This window comes from Ruegeria sp. ABF4_144 (genome assembly GCF_056160045.1).
In genome coordinates, this window is the sequence record NZ_JBSWWK010000001.1 from 1,412,114 (window position 1) to 1,432,407 (window position 20,294).

A 20,294-nucleotide genomic window follows, 5' to 3' on the forward strand; every position below is an offset into this window, starting at 1 on the left:
CGCCCTTTTTTATTCATGGCTTTGTTGATTGAGCTCGGCTGCGCCACAAGGATTTGTGGCACAATCCCGCAGTCATTTACTTAGAATACGCCGCCAGCTCCGGCACCACCGGCGTTACCGCCGCCAGCTCCGCCGCCCGCTCCGGCGCCACCTGCACTACCACCACCAGCTCCACCGCCAGCTCCGGCACCGCCGCCGTTACCGCCGTCCGTTCCACCGCCACCACTACCAGCGCCGCCGGAATTTCCACCGGTTCCGCTGCCGTTGTTGCCGCCATTGCCGTCGCCGGTGTTGCCGCTGCCGCCATTATTGCCGCCGTTCCCGTTGCCGGAATTACCGCCGCTGCCGTTGTTGCCGCCGTTACCGTTGCCGGAGTTTCCACCGTCTCCGTTGTTGCCGCCGTTGCCGTTGCCGTCGTTACCGCCGCCACCGTTGTTGCCGCCGTTTCCGTTGCCGGAGTTGCCGCCGCCACCGTTGTTGCCGCCGTTCCCGTTGCCGGAATTGCCGCCGCCACCGTTGTTGCCGCCGTTCCCGTTGCCGGAGTTACCGCCGCCACCGTTATTGCCGCCGTTTCCGTTACCGTCGCTGCTACCGCCGCCGTTGTTGCCGCCGTTACCGTTGCCATTGTTGCCGCTGCCATTGCTGCCGCCGCCGCCGTTACCGTCGCCGCCACCGTTGTCGCCGCCATCGTTGCTGTCGTCGCCGCCGTCGTCGCCGCCATTGTTACCGTCGTCGCCACCGTCATTGCCGTTGTCGCCGCCGTCGCTGCTTGTAGAGGTTGGGCTGGCGTTCGTGCCACTGCCGCCGTTGCTTCCATTGCTGCCGTTGGTTCCAGAAAAGCCAGAGTTGCCAGTCTCACCATCGCGCGCATTCGCGGCCGCAGTGGCTGTTGGAAGGTCGGTCAGAACCGCTGCAAACGCCGGGCAGCTTTCCAGTGTTTGGGCCAGGATTTCCTCGAAATCGGCGCGCCGCTGAATGTAGCGCAGCATACGGGTATCAACGACCGTACACGCGCACAAAGTTTCGGTCGACACAGACTGTCGAGCCGTTTTGATGTTACATCTTTCTGCTAGTGCCGCACTGGCCGTGATCAGTGGGAATGTCGCTGAAACAAATACAATAGACAATAGTCGAGACTTCACGCGCATGGCGCCACTCCTTCAAAACTCGTTACACACTTTGCCGCACTATCTGCGGAGACACATGAATTATGTAATACTATCGTGCCACACTTATTCCTTGATTACATCCGTTTTTGGACACAATTTCAAGAGGAGCATGAGAAGAGTGAAATCACGAACAGCAACCGCAGGTTGAAATTAACCAAAAAACAAAAAGTAAGCCCGCCAAATTGGCGAGCTTGTTGGTGTATTAGAGGCCAGATACGGATGCAAATGTGCCACTATTGAAGTATTGTTTCACAATTGTGAACGATAACACTGTCAACCTTAGGCAGATTTGGCCATGCGCTTGCGTTCGTGCGGATCGAGGAAGCGTTTACGCAGACGCACGGCGTTCGGAGTTACTTCGACCAGCTCGTCGTCGTCGATGTATGCGATGGCTTCCTCTAGCGAAAATTGAACATGTGGCGTCAGACGGACCGCGTCGTCAGAACCGCTGGCGCGCACGTTGGTCAGCTTTTTGCCCTTGAGCGGGTTCACTTCCAGATCGTTGTCGCGCGAGTGCTCTCCGATCACCATGCCCTGATAGACATCGGTTTGGGGGGCAACGAACATGCGGCCACGCTCTTCCAGGTTCCACAATGCATAGGCCACGGCCTGACCATTCTCCATCGAGATCAGAACGCCAGCACGACGGCCCGGGATCGGTCCCTTGTGGGCTGCCCATCCGTGGAACACGCGGTTCAACACGCCAGTGCCTCGGGTGTCAGTCAGGAATTCGCCGTGGTAACCAATCAGACCGCGAGAGGGCACATGCGCGATGATGCGGGTCTTGCCAGCGCCGGCGGGGCGCATCTCGGCCAGTTCGCCTTTCCGCGCGCCTGTGATCTTTTCGATCACTGCGCCCGAGAATTCGTCATCCACGTCGATGGTAACTTCTTCGATCGGCTCCATGCGCTGGCCGTCCTCGTCACGGAACAGAACCTGCGGGCGCGAGATGCTGAGTTCGAACCCTTCGCGGCGCATGTTCTCGATCAGAACGCCCATCTGCAATTCGCCGCGACCGGCAACCTCAAAGGCCTCGCCACCGGGGGTGTCCGAGATGCGGATGGCGACGTTCGATTCCGCCTCTTTCATCAGGCGGTCGCGGATCACGCGCGACTGAACCTTCTTGCCGTCACGACCTGCCAGAGGCGAATCGTTGATGCCGAAGGTTACGGTGATGGTCGGCGGATCGATGGGCTGAGCGGGCAGGGCCTCTTCAACCTGCGGCGAAACCAGCGAGTCGGCCACGGTGGCTTTGCTCATACCTGCGATGGTGACGATGTCACCGGCTTCGGCCACGTCAATGGGCTGTTGCGCCAGGCCGCGGAAGGCCAGGATTTTCGATGCACGGAAGTTCTCGATTAGCGTGCCGTCTCGCGATAGCGCTTTGAGGCTGTCACCGGCTTTCAGCGTTCCGCTTTCAACGCGGCCGGTCAGAATGCGGCCGATGAACGGATCGCTGCCCAGCGTGGTGGCCAGCATGCGGAAAGGCTCGTCTTTCTTATCGGCCTGTTTCGGGGCAGGGACGTGATCGACGACCAAGTCGAACAGGGCGGTCAGGTCCTTGCGGGGGCCGTCCAGTTCCATATCTGCCCAGCCCGAACGGCCCGAGGCGTACATGGCCGGGAAATCCAGTTGGTCATCGTCAGCGCCAAGGTTGGCGAACAGATCGAAGCATTCGTCCAGCGCGCGGTCGGGCTCGGCGTCGGGCTTGTCGACCTTGTTCAGAACCACGATGGGGCGCAAGCCCAGTGCCAATGCTTTGGATGTTACGAACTTGGTCTGAGGCATCGGGCCTTCGGCGGCATCAACCAGCAGGACGACACCATCAACCATGCTCAGGATACGCTCTACCTCACCACCGAAATCGGCGTGACCGGGGGTGTCGACGATGTTGATGCGGGTACCTTTCCACTCGACCGATGTGGCCTTGGCAAGGATGGTGATCCCGCGCTCGCGCTCAAGATCGTTGCTATCCATCGCGCGTTCGGCGACGGCTTGATTTTCCCGGAACGCGCCGGATTGTTTGAGCAGCTCATCCACCAGGGTCGTCTTGCCGTGGTCAACGTGAGCGATGATTGCGATATTGCGCAGGTCCATGAGAGGTCAGCCTTTGAACGGGAAGTTGCCGCGCGCATAGCGCGGATTGACCAAATAGGCCAGCCCTAACCGGTGATCAGTGGCCAGCGGTCTTGGAAAACAAGTGAATGACTAGAATTCCGGCCAGAATCATCGTCAGTCCCAGGACCGCAGGCCAGTCCAGTCTCTGTCCAAAAACGATAAAGCCGATGATCGCTATGAATACGATGCCAAGGCCGGACCAGATCGCGTAAACGATGCCCACCGGCATGAATTTCAACGTCAGGCCTAGCAGGTAGAAGGCAATGCCATAGCTGACCACGACCAGAACGGACGGCCAGAGGCGGCTGAATTGCTGGCTGGCCTGCAGGGCCGTCGTACCAATGGTTTCGGCGATGACCGCCAGAAACAGGATCAGATAAGCATGGGGCACGTTGGAAATCTCGACAGAAGTTTTGCGTGGTTGAGCACGAAACTGGCCGGACGGGCAAGAGAAATCTCAGAAGCACTGCCCATCTGAAGACGTTACGTCAACCCTGTTGGCTTGTCGTAAGGTCAGGATAACCTGACTGTATTTTTGGGATATCCAGTGATAAAAAGCCGTTGTTTTTAATGGTTTTTTGTTGTGTGAGTTTTTTAATGACGAAATTTGCGAAGTATATCGTCTTCGTTTCAGCGTTGATTGTGGCGCTTGGGTGGCTTGCTGACGGGGGGTCCGTCGACAAAAATGCGGCCAAGTTTGTTGAACGGTTAGAGAGTGATCAGGTTTGAGCGTCTGCTGAAACACGAGGGGGGAAGAGGCCTTTGGGCCTCTTTTTCTTTGTCTTACGAATGGGCTGCGGCCGTAAAAAAACTGACTAGCTGCGGCTGAAGCCATGCCCAAAGACCCGGAGCGCCGGCCAGTATCGGGGTACCGACCCGCTGTTCGATCTGGGCGTAGGTGACGTTGTAATCCACCCATGATCCGCCGCCTGTAACAAGATTGCCGACAGGGGTTTGAAAGCGATCTATGGCTTTGGCAAAGCGGGCATCCGGGCTCTCCGCCGCTTCGAACTCGGACCACAGGGACATAAAGGCCGTTTTTTGATCATCAGGCAGCAACCCGAACAGACGTTCTGCAGCGGCGTGTTCCTCGGCCTCTTGCGCGGCGTGGTCAACCTGACCGTGGATCGGGTGATCTCCGGCGTCGATTTCGACGATATCATGCAGCAGCAGCATTTTCAGCGCACGGTCGATCGACACGCCGGGGGCCGCGTGTTCCGCCAGAATCCACGCGTACAGCATGATGTGCCACGAGTGTTCGGCAGAGTTTTCGCGCCGCTCACCACTCAGCAAGCGCGAGGCGCGGTAGACCGTCTTCAACTGATCGGTTTCGGCCAGAAAGGCGAGGCGGGTTGAGAATGAGGTTTCGGTGGGCTGCTGGCCATCCATCAGAGTTTGGGCAGCGGAGTGGGCCTCGGGAAATTCTGTCTTCAGATAAGCGGCTCGCCCACCGTTCAGATTGTCCTGCACAATTGCCCGATGTTCGGGCATCGGATCGGGTGCGCACAGAACCTGGAACATCGGCTGGCACCGATCCAAATATTTGGCGAATTTCGCGTCCGGGCTCTGGTCTGCTTCAAACTCCTGCCACAAGGCAAGGCAGTCCGCAGCTTGATCGGCGGGCAACAGACCAAACAGTTCGGCCGCAGCGATGTTTTCAAGCCTCTCAACGGCCTGCCAGTCGGTTTGCAGGTGGATTGGGTGGTCACCGACGATGATCTCAACCAGGTCATGCAGCAACAGCATCCGGATCACCCGGTCGATGCTGACATCTGCACCGGCCAAAGGCTGCATCACCAGCGCCCACAACGCCAGTTGCCAGCTATGCTCGGCTGCGTTTTCCGGGCGGGACTGATCCAGAAGAAAATTGGCGCGATCAACCGATTTCAGGCTGTCCGCGCGTTTCAGGAATTCAATCTGCGCGGACAGTCTTTCAGTCATTGCTTTTCGATCGCTTTTGTCTTGGAACGGTGATCCGTCAGTTTCTTGATCACGAATTGACGGGCCTTGCGTTCGGCCAACCGGACGCGAACCTCGGTCAGGAACGCTTCTTCCAGGGTCTGAGAGGACGCTCCCAACAGATCGCCCACTTCGACAAAAAAGCGGTCGTCCCCGGTTTCGTCCATCACTTTCATCGTGTCCTCGGCCAGTTTGGCGGCGAGGGTGGTGACGGTGTCAGACATCAGCGCGTATTCTCGGTCAGGCGACGCTTTACATAGTCGCTGACATCGGTGATCAGCGTGTCCATGTGGCGATCCTGGAAGAAGTGATCGGCGCCTTCCACCTCGTTATGGGTGATGGTGATGCCTTTTTGCTCGTGCAGCTTGTTCACCAACGATGTGGTGTCCGCCGGAGGTGCCACGCGGTCGGCCGAGCCATTGATGATTAGGCCGGAGGACGGGCAGGGTGCCAAGAACGAAAAGTCATACATGTTGGCTGGCGGCGACACGCTGATAAAGCCGGTGATCTCAGGGCGGCGCATCAGCAGTTGCATCCCGATCCACGCGCCGAACGAGAAACCCGCGACCCAGCAATGTTTCGAGTTGTTGTTCATCGACTGCAGGTAATCCAGCGCCGAGGCTGCATCGCTCAGCTCGCCAATGCCTTGGTCGTATTCGCCCTGGCTGCGGCCCACGCCGCGAAAGTTGAAGCGCAACACGGTGAAACCCATGTTGTAAAACGCGTAATGCAGGTTGTAGACGACCTTGTTGTTCATGGTCCCGCCAAACTGAGGGTGCGGGTGCAACACGATGGCGATCGGTGCGTCTTTTTCCTTTTGCGGGTGGTAACGGCCTTCCAGGCGGCCTTCGGGTCCGGGAAAAATCACCTCGGGCATGTGTGCTTTGGTCCTGTCTTTTTCTTCTTGGCGCCGGGATATACTTGACGGTTATCGTCAGGCACCTTAGAACGGTTCTAATTGTGTTGCTTTGCGCAAGTTGCTGCCTGTCGGAGATACGCACTGGCAGCGGCGGCGTCAATGTTTTCGCGCGGAACTAGCCTGAAGGAGTAGACAATGAAGCTTTCGACCAAGGGTCGTTACGCAATGGTTGCGCTGGCTGATATTGCTACTCAGCCAGAAGGTAGCCTTGTCACGTTAGGGGAGATCGCGGAGCGGCAGGATATTTCGTTGCCGTATCTGGAGCAGCTTTTCGTCAAACTGCGCCGTGCTGATCTTGTGTCGTCGGTCCGCGGACCGGGTGGCGGTTATCGTTTGGCACGCCCCGCATCGGAAATTCGTGTGGTCGAGGTTTTAGCTGCCGTAGATGAAACCGTTGATGCGCTGCAAAAAGGCGCAGGCGCGTCTGGTGCGTCCTCGGGCAGCCGGGCGCAATCGCTGACCAACCGTCTGTGGGAAGGCCTCAGCGCACATGTCTATGTTTTCCTGCATCAAACGCGGTTGTCGGATGTGATCAAAAATGATCTGGCCCCATGTCCCGCAGTGCCCAGCCTGTTTGCCGTTGTGGATGAGTGAAGTGATGCAGCATCAATCCGGCAAACAGCGACTTCGCGTTTGGGAAAAGGTGAATCCATGAGTCGTGTTTACCTGGACCACAACGCAACAACGCCTTTGCGCCCCGAGGCGCGAGAGGCGATGATTGCCGCGATGGATCTGTGTGGTAACCCGTCCTCGGTTCATGCCGAGGGCCGTGCGGCCAAAGCGGTGATTGAACGCGCGCGGGCGCAAATCGCATCCGCGTTTGGGGCCGACGGGTCGGATATCGTTTTCACTTCTGGATCTACCGAAGGCGCAGCGCTGGCGCTGGGTGGCCGGAAGCTGCATGGCTCGGCGATTGAGCATGATGCTGTAAGGGCTTGGATTTCCGAGGATTTGCCTGTTGCGAAGACCGGTTGGGTTCAGGTGTCTGAGCCCGAATTTACAACCCTGCAGCTGGCCAATTCTGAAACCGGGATTGTTCAGAAACTCCCCAAGGGTTTGGCAGTCACCGATGCAACGCAAGCGCTTGGAAAACTGCCAGTCGCCTTCAACTGGCTGGATACCCAGATGGCGCTGATCTCAGCCCATAAACTGGGTGGTCCAAAAGGCATCGGGGCTGTCGTGATGAAACGCGGCACGGACTTGCCCGCCCAGATCAAGGGCGGAGGCCAGGAAATGGGCCGCCGTTCTGGTACTGAAAATGTCATTGGAATCGCAGGGTTCGGGGCCGCAGCTGAGGCGGCGGCACGCGACTTGGCCAATGGTGTTTGGGAGCAAGTTAGAGAATTTAGAAATATTCTAGAAAAGGCCCTTGAGGCTAGCTCTAAAGCTACTATTTTTGTCGGGAAAGATCAGGATCGCCTGCCCAATACATTGTGTTTTGCGACCCCGGGATGGAAGGGCGAAACACAGGTGATGCAGATGGACTTGGCGGGGTTTGCGGTCAGCGCGGGCTCGGCCTGTTCTAGCGGCAAGGTCCGTGCCAGCGCGGTTCTTACGGCAATGGGATATGACGAGGTCACGGCCGCCAGCGCGATACGCGTGTCGCTGGGGCCGTCAACGACCGAAGAAGATGTGCTGCGTTTCGCCGAAGCGTGGCTTGAAAAAGAGAAAAAGCATCGCGCGCGCGCCGCGTGATCTGACGGAGTGAAGGAAATGGCCGCTTTGGACCAGACCCAGGTAAAAGAAGGTGTCGATCAGGAAACCGTGGATGCGGTGCGTGAAGTTGGCACCTATAAATACGGCTGGGATACCGATATCGAGATGGAATATGCGCCCAAGGGCGTGAACCCGGATATCGTCCGCCTGATCTCTGAGAAAAACGAAGAGCCCGAGTGGATGACCGAATGGCGTCTGTCGGCCTTTGAACGCTGGACCAAGATGGAAGAGCCGACATGGGCGATGGTGCACTACCCGCCGATCGACTTTCAGGACCAGTATTACTACGCCCGTCCGAAATCGATGGAGGAAAAGCCGAAGTCGTTGGATGAGGTCGACCCCAAGCTGCTGGCCACTTACGAAAAGCTGGGTATCCCGCTGAAAGAACAGATGATTTTGGCAGGCGTGGAAGGGGCCGAAGATATGCCCGCCGAAGGCCGCAAGGTCGCTGTAGACGCGGTTTTTGACTCTGTGTCAGTCGGTACGACCTTTAAGGATGAGCTGGCCAAGGCCGGTGTGATTTTCTGCTCAATCTCTGAGGCGATCAAAGAGCATCCCGAACTGGTCAAGAAATACCTAGGCACCGTGGTTCCGGTGTCAGACAATTTCTACGCCACACTGAACTCGGCCGTGTTCTCGGATGGCTCCTTCGTTTATATCCCGCCGGGTGTGCGCTGCCCGATGGAACTGAGCACCTATTTCCGCATCAACGCGGAAAACACCGGCCAGTTCGAGCGTACCCTGATCATCGCCGACAAAGGTTCCTATGTATCCTATCTGGAAGGCTGCACTGCGCCTCAGCGTGACACGGCGCAGTTGCACGCGGCTGTGGTCGAGATCATCGTCGAGGAAGACGCCGAGGTGAAATACTCGACCGTTCAGAACTGGTTCCCCGGGGATGAAAACGGCAAGGGCGGCATCTACAACTTCGTGACCAAGCGCGCCGATTGCCGGGGCGACCGTTCTAAAGTGATGTGGACGCAGGTGGAAACCGGCTCGGCCGTGACCTGGAAATACCCGTCCTGCATCTTGCGCGGCGAGGAAAGCCAAGGTGAATTCTACTCGATCGCGATTGCCAACAACTATCAGCAGGCCGACACCGGCACCAAGATGGTTCATTTGGGCAAGAACACCAAGTCGCGCATCGTGTCCAAGGGCATTAGTGCGGGTAAGGCGCAGAACACCTATCGTGGTCTGGTCTCGATGCACCCGAAGGCCAAGGACAGCCGTAACTACACACAGTGCGACAGCTTGCTGATCGGCGACAAATGCGGGGCGCACACGGTTCCGTATATCGAAGTTAAGAACAACTCCTCACGTGTGGAACACGAGGCGACGACGTCCAAGGTGGATGACGATCAACTGTTCTACTGCCGTCAGCGCGGCATGGACGAAGAAGAGGCCGTGGCGCTGGTCGTAAACGGGTTCTGCAAGGACGTTCTACAGGCGCTGCCGATGGAGTTCGCCATGGAAGCGCAGCAACTGGTGGCAATCTCACTGGAAGGCTCTGTCGGTTGATGGCAAAGACACCCCGGAATCGCATCCACAAGGATGATGTGCTGACCTGGCTGGGATACGCACTGCCGGTTTTGGGCGGCCTGCTTGGCATGGCTTACGTCAACATCTTCTACATGGCTTTCATCAACCCGGTCTGGGCGGTTGGCATCGGGGCAATCCTTGGCTGGGTTGCTGCGCGTCTGATCCGCAAAGTGCTGGGCTAGGAATTTATCGGGGCCCGGGTGCCCCTTGCGATACGCAAAAGGACAAAACATGCTGGAAATCAAGAACCTGCACGTGCAACTTGAAGAAGAAGACAAGCAGATCCTGAAAGGTGTGGACCTGACGGTCGAAGCCGGCAAGGTGCACGCAATCATGGGGCCGAACGGCTCGGGCAAATCGACGCTCAGCTATGTGCTGTCGGGCCGGGATGGCTATGAGGTCACCGAAGGATCGGCCACTCTGGATGGCGAAGACCTGTTGGAGATGGAGCCGGAAGAGCGTGCCGCAGCTGGTGTCTTTCTGGCGTTCCAATACCCGGTCGAAATTCCCGGCGTGGGCAACATGACCTTCCTACGAACCGCCGTGAATGCGCAGCGCAAGGCGCGCGGCGAAGAGGAACTGTCGGCTGCCGAATTTCTGAAACTGGTACGCGAAAAAGCCAAGTCGCTGAAAATCGACGCGGACATGCTTAAGCGTCCGGTGAATGTTGGTTTCTCGGGCGGTGAGAAAAAGCGTAACGAAATCCTGCAGATGGCCATGCTTGAGCCGAAGATGTGCATTCTCGACGAGACCGACTCGGGCCTTGATGTGGATGCGATGAAGCTGGTGTCCGAAGGCGTCAACGCGCTGCGTGACGAAGGCCGGGGCTTTCTGGTCATCACCCACTATCAGCGCCTGCTGGATCACATTAAACCTGACGTCGTACACATCATGGCGAACGGTCGTATCGTGAAATCTGGCGGCCCCGAGCTGGCGCTTGAAGTTGAACATAACGGTTACACCGACATTCTGGCTGAGGTGAACTGATGGCTTTGCCGCAAGCAAAACAAACCGCAACCGAGGCACGGTTGGCTTCTCTGACCATGCCCGAGCCTGGCTGCACGCGTGCCGCGCGTGAAGATGCACTGGCGCGTGTATTGGAGATGGGTCTGCCCGGACGGCGCGACGAGTATTGGAAATACACGCGCCCCGACACTTTAATTTCACCCGAAGCACCACATGCTGCGCTGTTTCACTCGGATGAGGCGATATTGTTCGGTGAGATCGACCGGTTGAAAATCGTCTTCATCGACGGCGTGTTCAGCGCCGAAGAATCCGATGATCTGGAGCTGGAAGGCGTCAACATTGAACGGATCGAGGATATCTGCTGCAAGGATATCCACTGGGCCAAGGAATTGTACGGCGTTCTTGAGGCGCGTGGGCAGTCTCCGGTGCAACGACCTCTGGCCGCGCTTAACACGGCCTTTGCGGAAGATGGGGTTGCTATTCACGTCACTGGCAAGCCGTCCAAACCGATCAGCCTGATTTATCGCCACGCGTCCGAAACCTCGGATGCCATGCTGCATCACATTGTCCGTGTCGAAAGCGGGGCTGAGGTGACGATCCTGGAAAACGGGCCAGCGGCGTCGCGGTTCAACAAGTGTATGGAGATCGACATCGCCGACAACGGCACGCTGCATCACGTGCGCGCACAGGGTCGCGATCACGAGCGTCGGGCGATGACCCATATGTTTACTCGTCTGGGCCAGGAATCGACCTATAAGTCGTTCACCCTGACCGCAAATGGCGTTCTGACCCGCAACGAGCAGGTCGTCGAACTGACCGGTGACGACGCGGTGGCCCATGTGGCGGGTGCCTGTGTCGGCGACGGTGATTTTCACCATGACGATACCGTCTTCATCACGCATGACGCGGTGAATTGCGAAAGCCGTCAGGTGTTCAAGAAAGTTCTGCGCAACGGTGCAACCGGTGTATTTCAGGGCAAGATCCTTGTGAAGGAAGGCGCGCAGAAAACTGACGGTTATCAGATCAGCCAGTCGCTGCTACTGGATGACGACAGCCAGTTCCTCGCCAAGCCTGAGCTTGAGATCTACGCCGATGACGTTGCGTGCTCGCACGGGTCGACCTCAGGCGCGATTGACGAGACGGCCCTGTTCTACCTGCGCTCGCGCGGGGTTCCGGTCAAGGATGCCACCAACATGCTGACGCTGGCCTTTTTGGCCGAGGCTGTGGACGAGATCGAAGACAGCGAACTGGCCGATGCGATCGTGACCCGTCTGGAAGGCTGGTTGGCGCGGCGCAGCTGATGCCTGTCACATCGGATATCGTGGCCACTTACCGGGGGCCGGGGCGCGTGATGCGCCGGCTTCTGGATTTGGGCGAACGGGAAGACAGAGCACTGATCTTTGTCATGGGGTTCTGCGTGGTGGCCTTTATCGCGCAACTCCCCAGTCTTGCCCGGCGCGCACATCTGGAAGGGCTGGAGTTGAACATGCTTATGGGCGGGGCCTTGCTGGGCACCGTCATCATCCTGCCCTTGTGCTTTTACGCGCTGGCGTTTGTGTCTTACGGCGCCGCCCGTTTGGTCGGAGGTAAAGGCACAGCATATGGCGCTCGGCTTGCGTTGTTCTGGGCATTGCTGTCATCAACACCTTTGGTTCTGTTGAACGGCCTGGTCGCCGGGTTCATCGGACCCGGCCCTGCATTGACCTTGGTTGGACTGATCTGGCTGGGAGTTTTTGTTTGGTTCTGGCTCGCCGGTCTCAGACAAGCACAAAGGCAGCCGGAATGAGCGCGACGTCTCTTACCAACCTTGCGGTCTTGACGGTGGCCAACCCTGCCCAGACCGCACGACTGTTGTTGGCCCTGCGCCCCGGGCGCGAGGTTTTGTGGCTGGGGTTCTCGCTGGCCGTGGTGCTGAGCTGTCTGCTTCAGGTGGGGATGGCGCAACTGTTGCCGGTCCCACCCGATCAGCCCGTTCCGGCGACCGAGCCTGTGCTACTGATCCTTGCCCGTTCAGCCGGGGCCATAATGCTGAGTATATTGGCGTTTTTGATGTTTGGTCGATTGCTGGGTGGGGTAGGGTCTTTTGATGACGTTTTCCTTCTGACGGTCTGGTTGCAATACCTGCAGATCGCCGGATTGGTGTTGTCGCTGGTCTCGTTACTGGTAATGCCGTTGATGATCGTCGTGATAACCCTCGCAACGGCGGTGTTGAGCCTTTACGTCACGCTCAATTTCCTGAATGAAGCGCATAAGTTCGGGTCGCTCTGGAAATCCTTTGGGGTCATTTTACTGTCTGCCCTTGTGGCGGTGCCATTTGTCCTCGCGTTAACACCCAGCGGCCCGGTATAGGGATAAGAAGACCATGTATGACGTTGAAAAAATCCGCGCAGACTTTCCGATCCTGTCGCGTGAGGTGAATGGCAAGCCGCTGACCTATCTGGACAATGGGGCCTCGGCGCAAAAGCCTCAGGTTGTGATCGACGCAGTAACGCGGGCCTATGCCGAGGAATACTCGAACGTCCATAGAGGCCTGCATTTCCTGTCGAACCTGGCGACCGAAAAATACGAATCCGTCCGAGGCACCATTGCCCGCTTTCTGGGCACTGCGGATGAGGATGAGATTGTCCTGAATTCGGGCACGACCGAAGGGATCAATCTGGTCGCCTATGGCTGGGCGATGCCGCGGCTGCAGGCGGGGGATGAGATTGTCCTAAGCGTAATGGAGCATCACGCCAACATCGTACCTTGGCACTTCCTGCGCGAACGTCAGGGTGTGGTCCTGAAATGGGTCGATGTGGATGCCGAGGGCGGGCTGGACCCGCAGGCCGTGATCGACGCGATTGGCCCTAAGACCAAGTTGGTCGCCGTAACTCAGTGCTCGAATGTTCTGGGAACCGTAGTTGATGTCAAAGCCATCACGCAAGGCGCCCACGCCAAGGGTGTTCCCGTACTGGTCGATGGCAGCCAAGGTGCCGTTCACATGCCGGTCAACGTTCAGGATATTGGCTGCGATTTCTATGCCATCACGGGGCACAAGCTGTATGGCCCGTCCGGCTCGGGTGCGATCTACATCAAATCGGAACGCATGGCCGAGATGCGCCCCTTTATCGGTGGCGGCGACATGATCAAAGAGGTCAGCAAGGATCAGGTGATCTACAACGACCCGCCGATGAAGTTCGAGGCCGGAACCCCCGGTATCGTTCAGACTATCGGCCTGGGCGTGGCGCTGGATTACATGATGGACCTGGGGATGGAGAACATCGCAGCGCATGAAGCTGGGATTCGCGACTACGCGATGCAGCGCTTCAATGGTCTGAACTGGGTACAGGTGCAGGGAACCCGTGCGGACAAGGCCGCCATCTTCAGCTTTACGCTGGACGGGGCAGGGCATGCGCATGACGTATCGACGATTCTTGACAAGAAGGGCGTTGCCGTCCGGGCTGGCCATCACTGTGCTGGCCCATTGATGGATCACCTTGGAGTTACTGCGACCTGCCGTGCAAGCTTTGGTCTGTATAACACCACGGAAGAGGTCGACACGCTGATCGACGCGCTGGAACTGGCGCATGATCTGTTTGCGTGAAAGCTGCCTGATCCGGGCAGATTTGCAGTTGCACCCGGATCGGAACAAGGTTAGCTAACGGCCAAGGCACCTGTAGCTCAGCTGGATAGAGCGCTGCCCTCCGAAGGCAGAGGCCAGAGGTTCGAATCCTCTCAGGTGCGCCACCTCACTACACAATCAGATCCGGTCGGAAGTGCCTATTGTATTCCGCTTGGAAGGTTTTTCGGAAGCCCCGAGCTGTTTATGCATGCCCTCCAAAAACAAAGAGCGCCCAAGGGCGCTCGTCGTTTCGAAACTGTCCGGGGCGTTTAGCCGCCCCAGCTGCGGACTTCACCGCAATCCATGTGGACGAAGTTAGAGCGGGAGTATTTGCCCACGCCACCAGCCCGGCAGGACATGGCCGCCCTAGCCATCTGCGAGACAGAACGCGACGACAGGCGCAGGTCAGCAGCCTGACCCTTCATATGCAGCGAGTTTTTGGCGACGCGGCGAGAGCGCGACCGCAGCATGGCGTTGGTCTGCGGCGAGCGATAGCCCGAAAGCAGCATATAAGGTTCATTCACGTCCAGAAGATTGTGAGAGGCCGCCATGATATCGATGGTGCGCAGGTCCATGTCTTTGACCTGATCGGTCCGCCAATCGCGCATGAAATGGTTGACCTCTTTCACGGCGTCTTTGATGTATTTGCCATCGACCCAATAGATCATGTCAATGCGTTCGCCGGTACGACCGGAATACATACGAATACGACGTATGTCGCCGCCTCCGCGAAGAAACCCTGCCGCATTGGAATAAGTCGGTGCCGCCACAACTGCCGTAGCCGCGAATGCGCCCAGAAGGGCACGCCGGGTCAAGCCCGATGTACTGCTCATCGTCATTTTAGTTTCGTCCCGTACTGTTCCTGCCTGCGCACGATGTTACGCGCGCGTTCTTAATTTTTTCCCATCCCAGATGCGGGATTTATGACACAGTCGCGAAAATCAGCCAAGAAGTCTTTCAAAATCACCTTTTCAAGGGGGAAATTTCGGCAGTTTTTTGCGCAGGTGATGCGATTATGTATAATCCTTAGACACTTGGCGGCGCCTTTCCGCTGGGCGATGCAAACACGCATCACGCTCTGATAGATGCGCCGTGTTGATACGTTTGTGAATAGACAAGCCGCACGGGACGCAATCATAGTTGATCGGCACGCGCCCCAGCGGCGCAAAATTGTGATTAATCAAGGCCATCCCATGTTCTCAGGTTTTCGGACGCGTACCAGTTTATTTTTAACAGCGTGTTTTCTGGCTTCGGCATCGATTGCAGGCGCAGAAACCCCGTCGGCAACGGCTTATCAGATGGCGGTGGCGGAATTTGCGCCTTCGGGATCCGGGATTGCGGAATTCTATCGGGAAAACGGATTCGCGCCGGTCTGGGTAGGGGAATCACCCGAGCATATGGCTCGACGCGCACGGCTGATCCGGGCTTTGTCGGATACAGACATGCATGGCCTTCCGCAGGGCTCGTACAGTGTTCAGGCGCTTGTCGATCAGATGCAGAACGCTCGTACGACGCGCGATCTTGGTGCCGTTGAGATTCAGCTAAGCCGCGCGTTTGTGGAGTATGCCCGGAATCTGCAATCCGGTGCCTTGCGACCGGCGTCGATTGACGATGGTTTGGTGCGCAAGGTTGAGCGGACCTCGGCTAAGGATCACCTTCAGGGATTGATGGCTGGGGAAAACGGCAGTTATTTCGACCAACTTGCCCCGCAATCGACGCAATACCGGGCGTTGATGAAGCAGAAACTGATACTGGAAAGCCTCGTCCATAAGGGGGGGTGGGGACCGACGGTTCCTGTGTCCAAGCTGGAATATGGAGACACTGGGCCTGTTGTAATCAAGCTGCGTAACCGGTTGGTTTCCATGGGCTACCTTCGCCCAACCGCCAGCCCGGAGTTCGATGATGCACTGTTGGGCGCGGTGCAGGCGTTTCAGACAGATCACGGCCTTGCGGCCGACGGTGTTGCCGGGCAAGGCACACTAACCGAGCTTAACCGCAGCGCCTCGGATCGGCTCAGGGCGGTTTACGTGGCACTAGAGCGTGAACGCTGGTTGCCGCGCGAACGGGGCGAACGTCATATTCTGGTCAACCAGACCGATTTCTCGGCCAAGATCGTGGATGACGGTGCGATCACTTTCGAGACCCGCGCCGTGATCGGCAAGAACACTCATGACCGCCGCAGCCCCGAATTCTCGGACGAGATGGAGCATATGGTCATTAACCCCAGCTGGTATGTGCCGCGCTCGATCATCACCAAAGAATACCTGCCCAAACTGCAATCGAATCCCAACGCAGTGGGGCACATTCAAATCACCGATCGAAGTGGGCGGCAGGTCAATCGCGGTGCAGTGGATTTCACCCAGTTCAATGCACGCAACTTCCCGTTTGCGATGCGTCAGGCACCTGGGACCAGCAACGCTCTGGGGTTGGTCAAGTTCATGTTCCCCAATAAGTACAACATCTATCTACATGATACACCACAGAAAAGCCTGTTTGCGCGTGAAGTGCGGGCTTTCTCGCATGGCTGTATCCGTCTGGCGCAACCGTTTGAGTTCGCCTATGCGCTGCTGGCCAAACAGGAAGAGAACCCAAAGGCGTTTTTCCACCGAATTCTGAACACCGGTAAAGAAACCACTGTGCCGCTGGATCAGCACGTGCCGGTCCATATCATTTACCGTACCGCCTTTGTCGGGCCGAAGGGAAAGGTTCAGTATCGCCGGGATGTCTATGAGCGTGATCAGAAAATCTGGGAAGCTCTGCAGAAAGCAGGGGTAGCCCTGCCGGACGTTCAGGGGTAATCAGCGGGGCAGGTCCTTAAACCGGGAAGCCCGATATGCACTACACCATCCAGCAAATCGCCGACGCCCTTGGTGCGGAAAGCCAGGGCGACACAGGCCTTGTTATCGAACGCGCCGCTGAACCGGCAGATGCCGTGGCGTCCGATCTGGCGATGGCGATGTCTCCAAAATATGCCGAAGCGCTGAGCGGTGGAGCAGCACAGGCCGCTGTCCTGTGGGAAGGGGCTGACTGGCAGGCGTTGGGTCTGAAAGCGGCAATCTTTGTACCCCGGCCGCGTATGGCGATGGCTGGCGTGACTGCAATGCTAGATCGCGGGCAGGGCGTTGAACCGGGGATACACCCCTCGGCCGTGATCGACCCAACGGCTGAAATTGGCGAGGGCGCCTCGATCGGGCCGCTGGTCGTCATCGGTGCGCGTGTTCGGATTGGTAAGGGTGCAGTCATTGGACCGCATTGCGTGATCGGAATGGACGCGGTTCTGGGCGATCATGCGTTGCTGCGTGAGATGGTAAGCATCGGTGCACGAGCGCAAATCGGCGATCGTTTCATTGCCCAACCCGGTGCGCGGATCGGCGGCGACGGGTTTAGTTTTGTTACGCCCGAAGTCTCTGGTGCCGAAAACGCACGCAAGACGATGGGCGATCAGGGCGACGCGCGGGCGCAAAGCTGGCTGCGCATTCATTCTCTGGGCGCGGTTGAGATCGGGGATGATGTCGAGGTCGGTGCGAATTGCACGGTCGATAACGGCACGATCCGCAATACCTGCATCGGCAATGGGTCAAAGTTGGATAACCTCGTGCATGTCGGCCACAACACCCGTGTCGGGCAGGATTGCCTGTTGTGCGGCCAAACCGGAGTGTCCGGGTCAGTCGAGATTGGCAACAACGTGGTTCTGGGCGGCCAGACTGGCGTCGTCGACAACATCTTTATCGGCGACGGTGTGATTGCAGGAGGCGGGACCAAAATTTTGTCCAATGTCCCTGCGGGCCGCGTGATCATGGGATATCCGGGCATCAAGATGGACACCCATACCGATATCTACAAAGCGCAACGCCGTCTGCCCCGAATGGCGCGTGACGTCGAGGCGTTGAAAAAGGCTGTTTTCAAACAGCCTCCGAGTGATTAAATCATCCTCAACGGGATAATCAGAGGACCGACATGAGCATCACCGACCGCGTCATCGCAATCATTGCTGAGCAGGCCGTGCTGGAGCCTTCGGACGTCACACCTGAAAGCACACTTGAGGACCTGGGAATCGACAGTCTGGGTCTGGTCGAAAGCATCTTTGCCATCGAAGAAGAATTCGACATCTCAATCCCGTTCAATGCCAACGAACCCGAGGCCAGCGATTTCGATATCTCGAACGTTGCCGCGATCATTGCGGGTATCGAAAAGCTCGTGTCGGAAAAGGTCTGACAAAGCCTCATGAAACGCGTTGTCATTACCGGCGCCGGGACGATCAACTCGCTGGGTCATTCGGTCGCCGATACGCTGGAAGCCATGCGCGAAGGGCGCTGTGGTATTTCTGAGCTTGAATTCCGCGACGTTGAGCGTCTTTCCATCAAGATCGGCGGTCAGGTACGAGGATTCGAGGCCGAAGGGCGGTTTAACCGTCAACAGATGAGCTTGTATGACCGGTTCACTCAATTCACTTTGACAGCTGCCAAGGAAGCTATCGATCAGTCCGGGATCGAGTTTCACGGTGATCTGGCCGCGCGGTCCGGTGTTGTTCTGGGCACTGCCGGGGGCGGTGTTTCAACTTGGGATGACAATTATCGGTCGGTCTACGAAGACGGTAAAAACCGCGTTCATCCCTTTGTTGTACCCAAGCTGATGAACAACGCCGCGGCCAGCCATGTGTCGATGGAGCACAACGTCAAAGGCCCGAGCTTTACCGTTTCGACCGCTTGTGCGTCCTCGAACCACGCTATGGCGCTGGCGTTCCAGATGGTGCGCAGCGGTGCAGCCCCTGCGATGATCACTGGCGGTTCGGAATCGATGCTGTGTTTCGGCGGCGTGAAGGCCTGGGAAGGGCTTCGGGTTATGTCGCGCGACGCGTGCCGTCCGTTCAGCGCCAATCGCAACGGCATGGTGCAGGGCGAAGGCGCCGGTGTTTTTGTCTTTGAAGAATACGAAAACGCACGCGCCCGGGGGGCCGATATCCTTTGTGAGGTCGTGGGCTTTGCCATGTCCTCTGACGCGTCGGATATCGTGATGCCCAGCAAGCAGGGTGCTGCCCGAGCTATGGCAGGCGCTTTGGCAGATGCGAAACTGAATGCGGATCAGGTCTGCTATATCAACGCCCATGGCACCGGCACGGCCGCAAATGACAAAACCGAATGCGCGGCTGTTGCTGATGTGTTCGGGCCGCATGCGGATGATCTGATGATCTCATCCACGAAATCCATGCACGGGCACCTGATCGGTGGAACCGGCGCGGTAGAATTGCTGGCCTGTATCATGGCATTGCGCGACGGAGTGATCGCTCCGACTATTGGCTATGAAGAGCCGGATCCGGAATGCGCGTTGGACGTGGTGCCCAATGAAGCCCGTGAAGCTAAGGTAGAGGTGGCGTTGAGCAATGCGTTCGCCTTTGGCGGGCTTAACGCAGTGCTAGCCCTCAAGAAGATCTAAGCCGGCTCAGGTAATTAAAAACGCCGCCGTTCTGACACGGCGGCGTTTTTGCTAAGTCTGACTTAGTTCTCGTTCGGGCTCAGGCCGTCATACCCGGCAGTAAAGCCTGACAGGGACATTTCCAGTTCTATCAGCTGGTTGGGCGCAAGAACCGAAACCATGGATAGCTTCGCCTTGCTACCGGCCTTCATTGCGTCCACGTCGCCTTGGGTGAAACCCAACTGTGCAATGCAGCCCACTGGGGTGCAGGTGTGATAGTTATAGCGCTTGCCCGGCGCTCCATCGATTGAGAAGGCCAGCTGCGCTTGCAGAAGGATTTCCAGAGGCACGATGACGGTTGCGCCCGCAATGGCCGGGGCGCCCTCGGCCAGCTTTTCAATGGTGATCTCCGCGATGGGCTGACGTTGCGGGCCCAGCAGGACTTGCCGCAGGGCACAGGGGTCGTTGTCTGTGCCCGAGTTGATGCACGCAATGGACCAATCACCGACTTTTTCTTTGACAAATTGTTCGCCAACACGCGGACCGCTTTCGCCGAGGTCCAGTTCGGTCCCTGCACCTGTCTGTGGTGCTTCGGCCGCAGGTTGGCTTTCCTGCGTCGTTTCCTGAGCGTAGACGGTGCCTGCGCACAGCACAGCGGCCATTACGTTGAAAGAGAGAAGTTTCTTGATCATGAATGCCTCGGCAGAGTGATTGAGCTTTTTTGTGGGTCTTACCACCGTTGGATCATGGTGTCAGGCACTAAGCATGACAAACGGTCGGATGTGATCGGTTTTTCGCCATTTAACGGTTTTCCCATACAATGCAAAAGGGAGCCGGTGGAGCGGCTCCCTTTCAAAAATGTTCTCCCCGTCGGACTGGCCGACTTAGTTATGCG

21 protein-coding genes and 1 tRNA gene are annotated in these 20,294 nt (G+C 57.7%); 14 read left to right on the plus strand and 8 right to left on the minus strand.

Annotated elements, in window-relative coordinates; genetic code table 11:
* Nucleotides 1-80: 80 nt before the first annotated feature.
* From ACXAGD_RS07240 to ACXAGD_RS07265, 6 genes are all read right to left on the minus strand, one after another.
* A complete protein-coding gene (locus ACXAGD_RS07240) occupies nucleotides 81-989 on the minus strand; it encodes a hypothetical protein (RefSeq protein ID WP_475209304.1) in 909 nt (302 codons plus the stop codon).
* A 459-nt stretch (nucleotides 990-1,448) separates the two neighbouring features.
* Nucleotides 1,449-3,266, minus strand: a complete 1,818-nt coding sequence (gene typA, locus ACXAGD_RS07245; RefSeq protein WP_475209305.1) for a translational GTPase TypA — start codon at nucleotides 3,264-3,266, stop codon at nucleotides 1,449-1,451.
* A 76-nt stretch (nucleotides 3,267-3,342) separates the two neighbouring features.
* Nucleotides 3,343-3,678: an SMR family transporter gene (locus ACXAGD_RS07250; protein WP_475209306.1), complete on the minus strand. Its 336-nt coding sequence runs from the start codon at nucleotides 3,676-3,678 to the stop codon at nucleotides 3,343-3,345.
* Between the two features lie 392 nt (nucleotides 3,679-4,070).
* Entirely contained in the window at nucleotides 4,071-5,228 is a 1,158-nt protein-coding gene (locus tag ACXAGD_RS07255; RefSeq protein WP_475209307.1) for an HD domain-containing protein, read from the minus strand.
* The gene (locus ACXAGD_RS07260) at nucleotides 5,225-5,470 is read right to left on the minus strand and encodes a hypothetical protein (RefSeq protein WP_475209308.1); all 246 of its coding nucleotides are present in this window, start codon (nucleotides 5,468-5,470) and stop codon (nucleotides 5,225-5,227) included. Before ACXAGD_RS07260 ends, ACXAGD_RS07255 begins: the two co-directional genes overlap by 4 nt.
* A complete protein-coding gene (locus ACXAGD_RS07265; protein WP_475209309.1) occupies nucleotides 5,470-6,123 on the minus strand; it encodes an alpha/beta hydrolase in 654 nt (217 codons plus the stop codon). The genes ACXAGD_RS07260 and ACXAGD_RS07265 overlap by 1 nt, the downstream gene beginning before the upstream one ends.
* A 177-nt stretch (nucleotides 6,124-6,300) precedes the next feature.
* Here ACXAGD_RS07265 and iscR point away from each other — a divergent pair, with 177 nt between their 5' ends.
* From iscR to ACXAGD_RS07315, 10 genes are all read left to right on the plus strand, one after another.
* Complete coding sequence (iscR, locus tag ACXAGD_RS07270) at nucleotides 6,301-6,759, plus strand: Fe-S cluster assembly transcriptional regulator IscR (protein ID WP_475209310.1); 459 nt, start codon at nucleotides 6,301-6,303, stop codon at nucleotides 6,757-6,759.
* A 57-nt stretch (nucleotides 6,760-6,816) separates the two neighbouring features.
* Nucleotides 6,817-7,860, plus strand: a complete 1,044-nt coding sequence (locus tag ACXAGD_RS07275) for a cysteine desulfurase family protein (RefSeq protein WP_475209311.1) — start codon at nucleotides 6,817-6,819, stop codon at nucleotides 7,858-7,860.
* Between the two features lie 18 nt (nucleotides 7,861-7,878).
* On the plus strand, nucleotides 7,879-9,399 hold the full coding sequence (gene sufB, locus ACXAGD_RS07280; protein WP_475209312.1) for a Fe-S cluster assembly protein SufB: 1,521 nt from the start codon (nucleotides 7,879-7,881) through the stop codon (nucleotides 9,397-9,399).
* The gene (locus ACXAGD_RS07285) at nucleotides 9,399-9,602 is read left to right on the plus strand and encodes a hypothetical protein (RefSeq protein ID WP_475209313.1); all 204 of its coding nucleotides are present in this window, start codon (nucleotides 9,399-9,401) and stop codon (nucleotides 9,600-9,602) included. Before sufB ends, ACXAGD_RS07285 begins: the two co-directional genes overlap by 1 nt.
* 49 nt (nucleotides 9,603-9,651) lie before the next feature.
* Complete coding sequence (gene sufC / locus ACXAGD_RS07290) at nucleotides 9,652-10,407, plus strand: Fe-S cluster assembly ATPase SufC (protein ID WP_475209314.1); 756 nt, start codon at nucleotides 9,652-9,654, stop codon at nucleotides 10,405-10,407.
* Nucleotides 10,407-11,687, plus strand: a complete 1,281-nt coding sequence (sufD, locus tag ACXAGD_RS07295) for a Fe-S cluster assembly protein SufD (protein WP_475209315.1) — start codon at nucleotides 10,407-10,409, stop codon at nucleotides 11,685-11,687. Before sufC ends, sufD begins: the two co-directional genes overlap by 1 nt.
* Nucleotides 11,687-12,172: a YIP1 family protein gene (locus ACXAGD_RS07300; protein ID WP_475209316.1), complete on the plus strand. Its 486-nt coding sequence runs from the start codon at nucleotides 11,687-11,689 to the stop codon at nucleotides 12,170-12,172. Before sufD ends, ACXAGD_RS07300 begins: the two co-directional genes overlap by 1 nt.
* Nucleotides 12,169-12,735 (plus strand): YIP1 family protein, encoded by a 567-nt coding sequence (locus ACXAGD_RS07305; RefSeq protein WP_475209317.1) that lies wholly within the window; start codon nucleotides 12,169-12,171, stop codon nucleotides 12,733-12,735. Before ACXAGD_RS07300 ends, ACXAGD_RS07305 begins: the two co-directional genes overlap by 4 nt.
* A 13-nt stretch (nucleotides 12,736-12,748) precedes the next feature.
* On the plus strand, nucleotides 12,749-13,969 hold the full coding sequence (locus ACXAGD_RS07310; RefSeq protein ID WP_475209318.1) for a cysteine desulfurase: 1,221 nt from the start codon (nucleotides 12,749-12,751) through the stop codon (nucleotides 13,967-13,969).
* Nucleotides 13,970-14,035: 66 nt separating this feature from the next.
* Nucleotides 14,036-14,112, plus strand: a tRNA-Arg gene (locus tag ACXAGD_RS07315).
* A 144-nt stretch (nucleotides 14,113-14,256) separates the two neighbouring features.
* On the opposite strand, the gene mepK is transcribed toward ACXAGD_RS07315, so the two are convergent.
* Complete coding sequence (gene mepK / locus ACXAGD_RS07320; RefSeq protein ID WP_475209319.1) at nucleotides 14,257-14,826, minus strand: peptidoglycan L,D-endopeptidase MepK; 570 nt, start codon at nucleotides 14,824-14,826, stop codon at nucleotides 14,257-14,259.
* A gap of 354 nt (nucleotides 14,827-15,180) precedes the next feature.
* On the opposite strand from mepK, the gene ACXAGD_RS07325 reads away from it, so the two are divergent.
* From ACXAGD_RS07325 to ACXAGD_RS07340, 4 genes are read left to right on the plus strand one after another with little or no spacing between them, the layout of a single operon-like run.
* Nucleotides 15,181-16,785, plus strand: coding sequence for a L,D-transpeptidase family protein (locus ACXAGD_RS07325; protein WP_475209320.1), 1,605 nt, complete (start codon nucleotides 15,181-15,183; stop codon nucleotides 16,783-16,785).
* Nucleotides 16,786-16,820: 35 nt separating this feature from the next.
* Entirely contained in the window at nucleotides 16,821-17,912 is a 1,092-nt protein-coding gene (lpxD, locus tag ACXAGD_RS07330) for a UDP-3-O-(3-hydroxymyristoyl)glucosamine N-acyltransferase (protein ID WP_475209321.1), read from the plus strand.
* A 32-nt stretch (nucleotides 17,913-17,944) separates the two neighbouring features.
* Nucleotides 17,945-18,202, plus strand: a complete 258-nt coding sequence (locus tag ACXAGD_RS07335; RefSeq protein WP_475209322.1) for an acyl carrier protein — start codon at nucleotides 17,945-17,947, stop codon at nucleotides 18,200-18,202.
* 9 nt (nucleotides 18,203-18,211) lie between these two features.
* Entirely contained in the window at nucleotides 18,212-19,420 is a 1,209-nt protein-coding gene (locus ACXAGD_RS07340) for a beta-ketoacyl-[acyl-carrier-protein] synthase family protein (protein WP_475209323.1), read from the plus strand.
* Nucleotides 19,421-19,482: 62 nt separating this feature from the next.
* Here the strand turns inward: ACXAGD_RS07340 and ACXAGD_RS07345 are convergent, their stop codons facing one another.
* Nucleotides 19,483-20,091 carry an invasion associated locus B family protein gene (locus ACXAGD_RS07345; RefSeq protein WP_475209324.1) on the minus strand — a complete coding sequence of 203 codons (609 nt, stop codon included), beginning with the start codon at nucleotides 20,089-20,091 and terminating at the stop codon, nucleotides 19,483-19,485.
* Nucleotides 20,092-20,294: the final 203 nt, after the last annotated feature.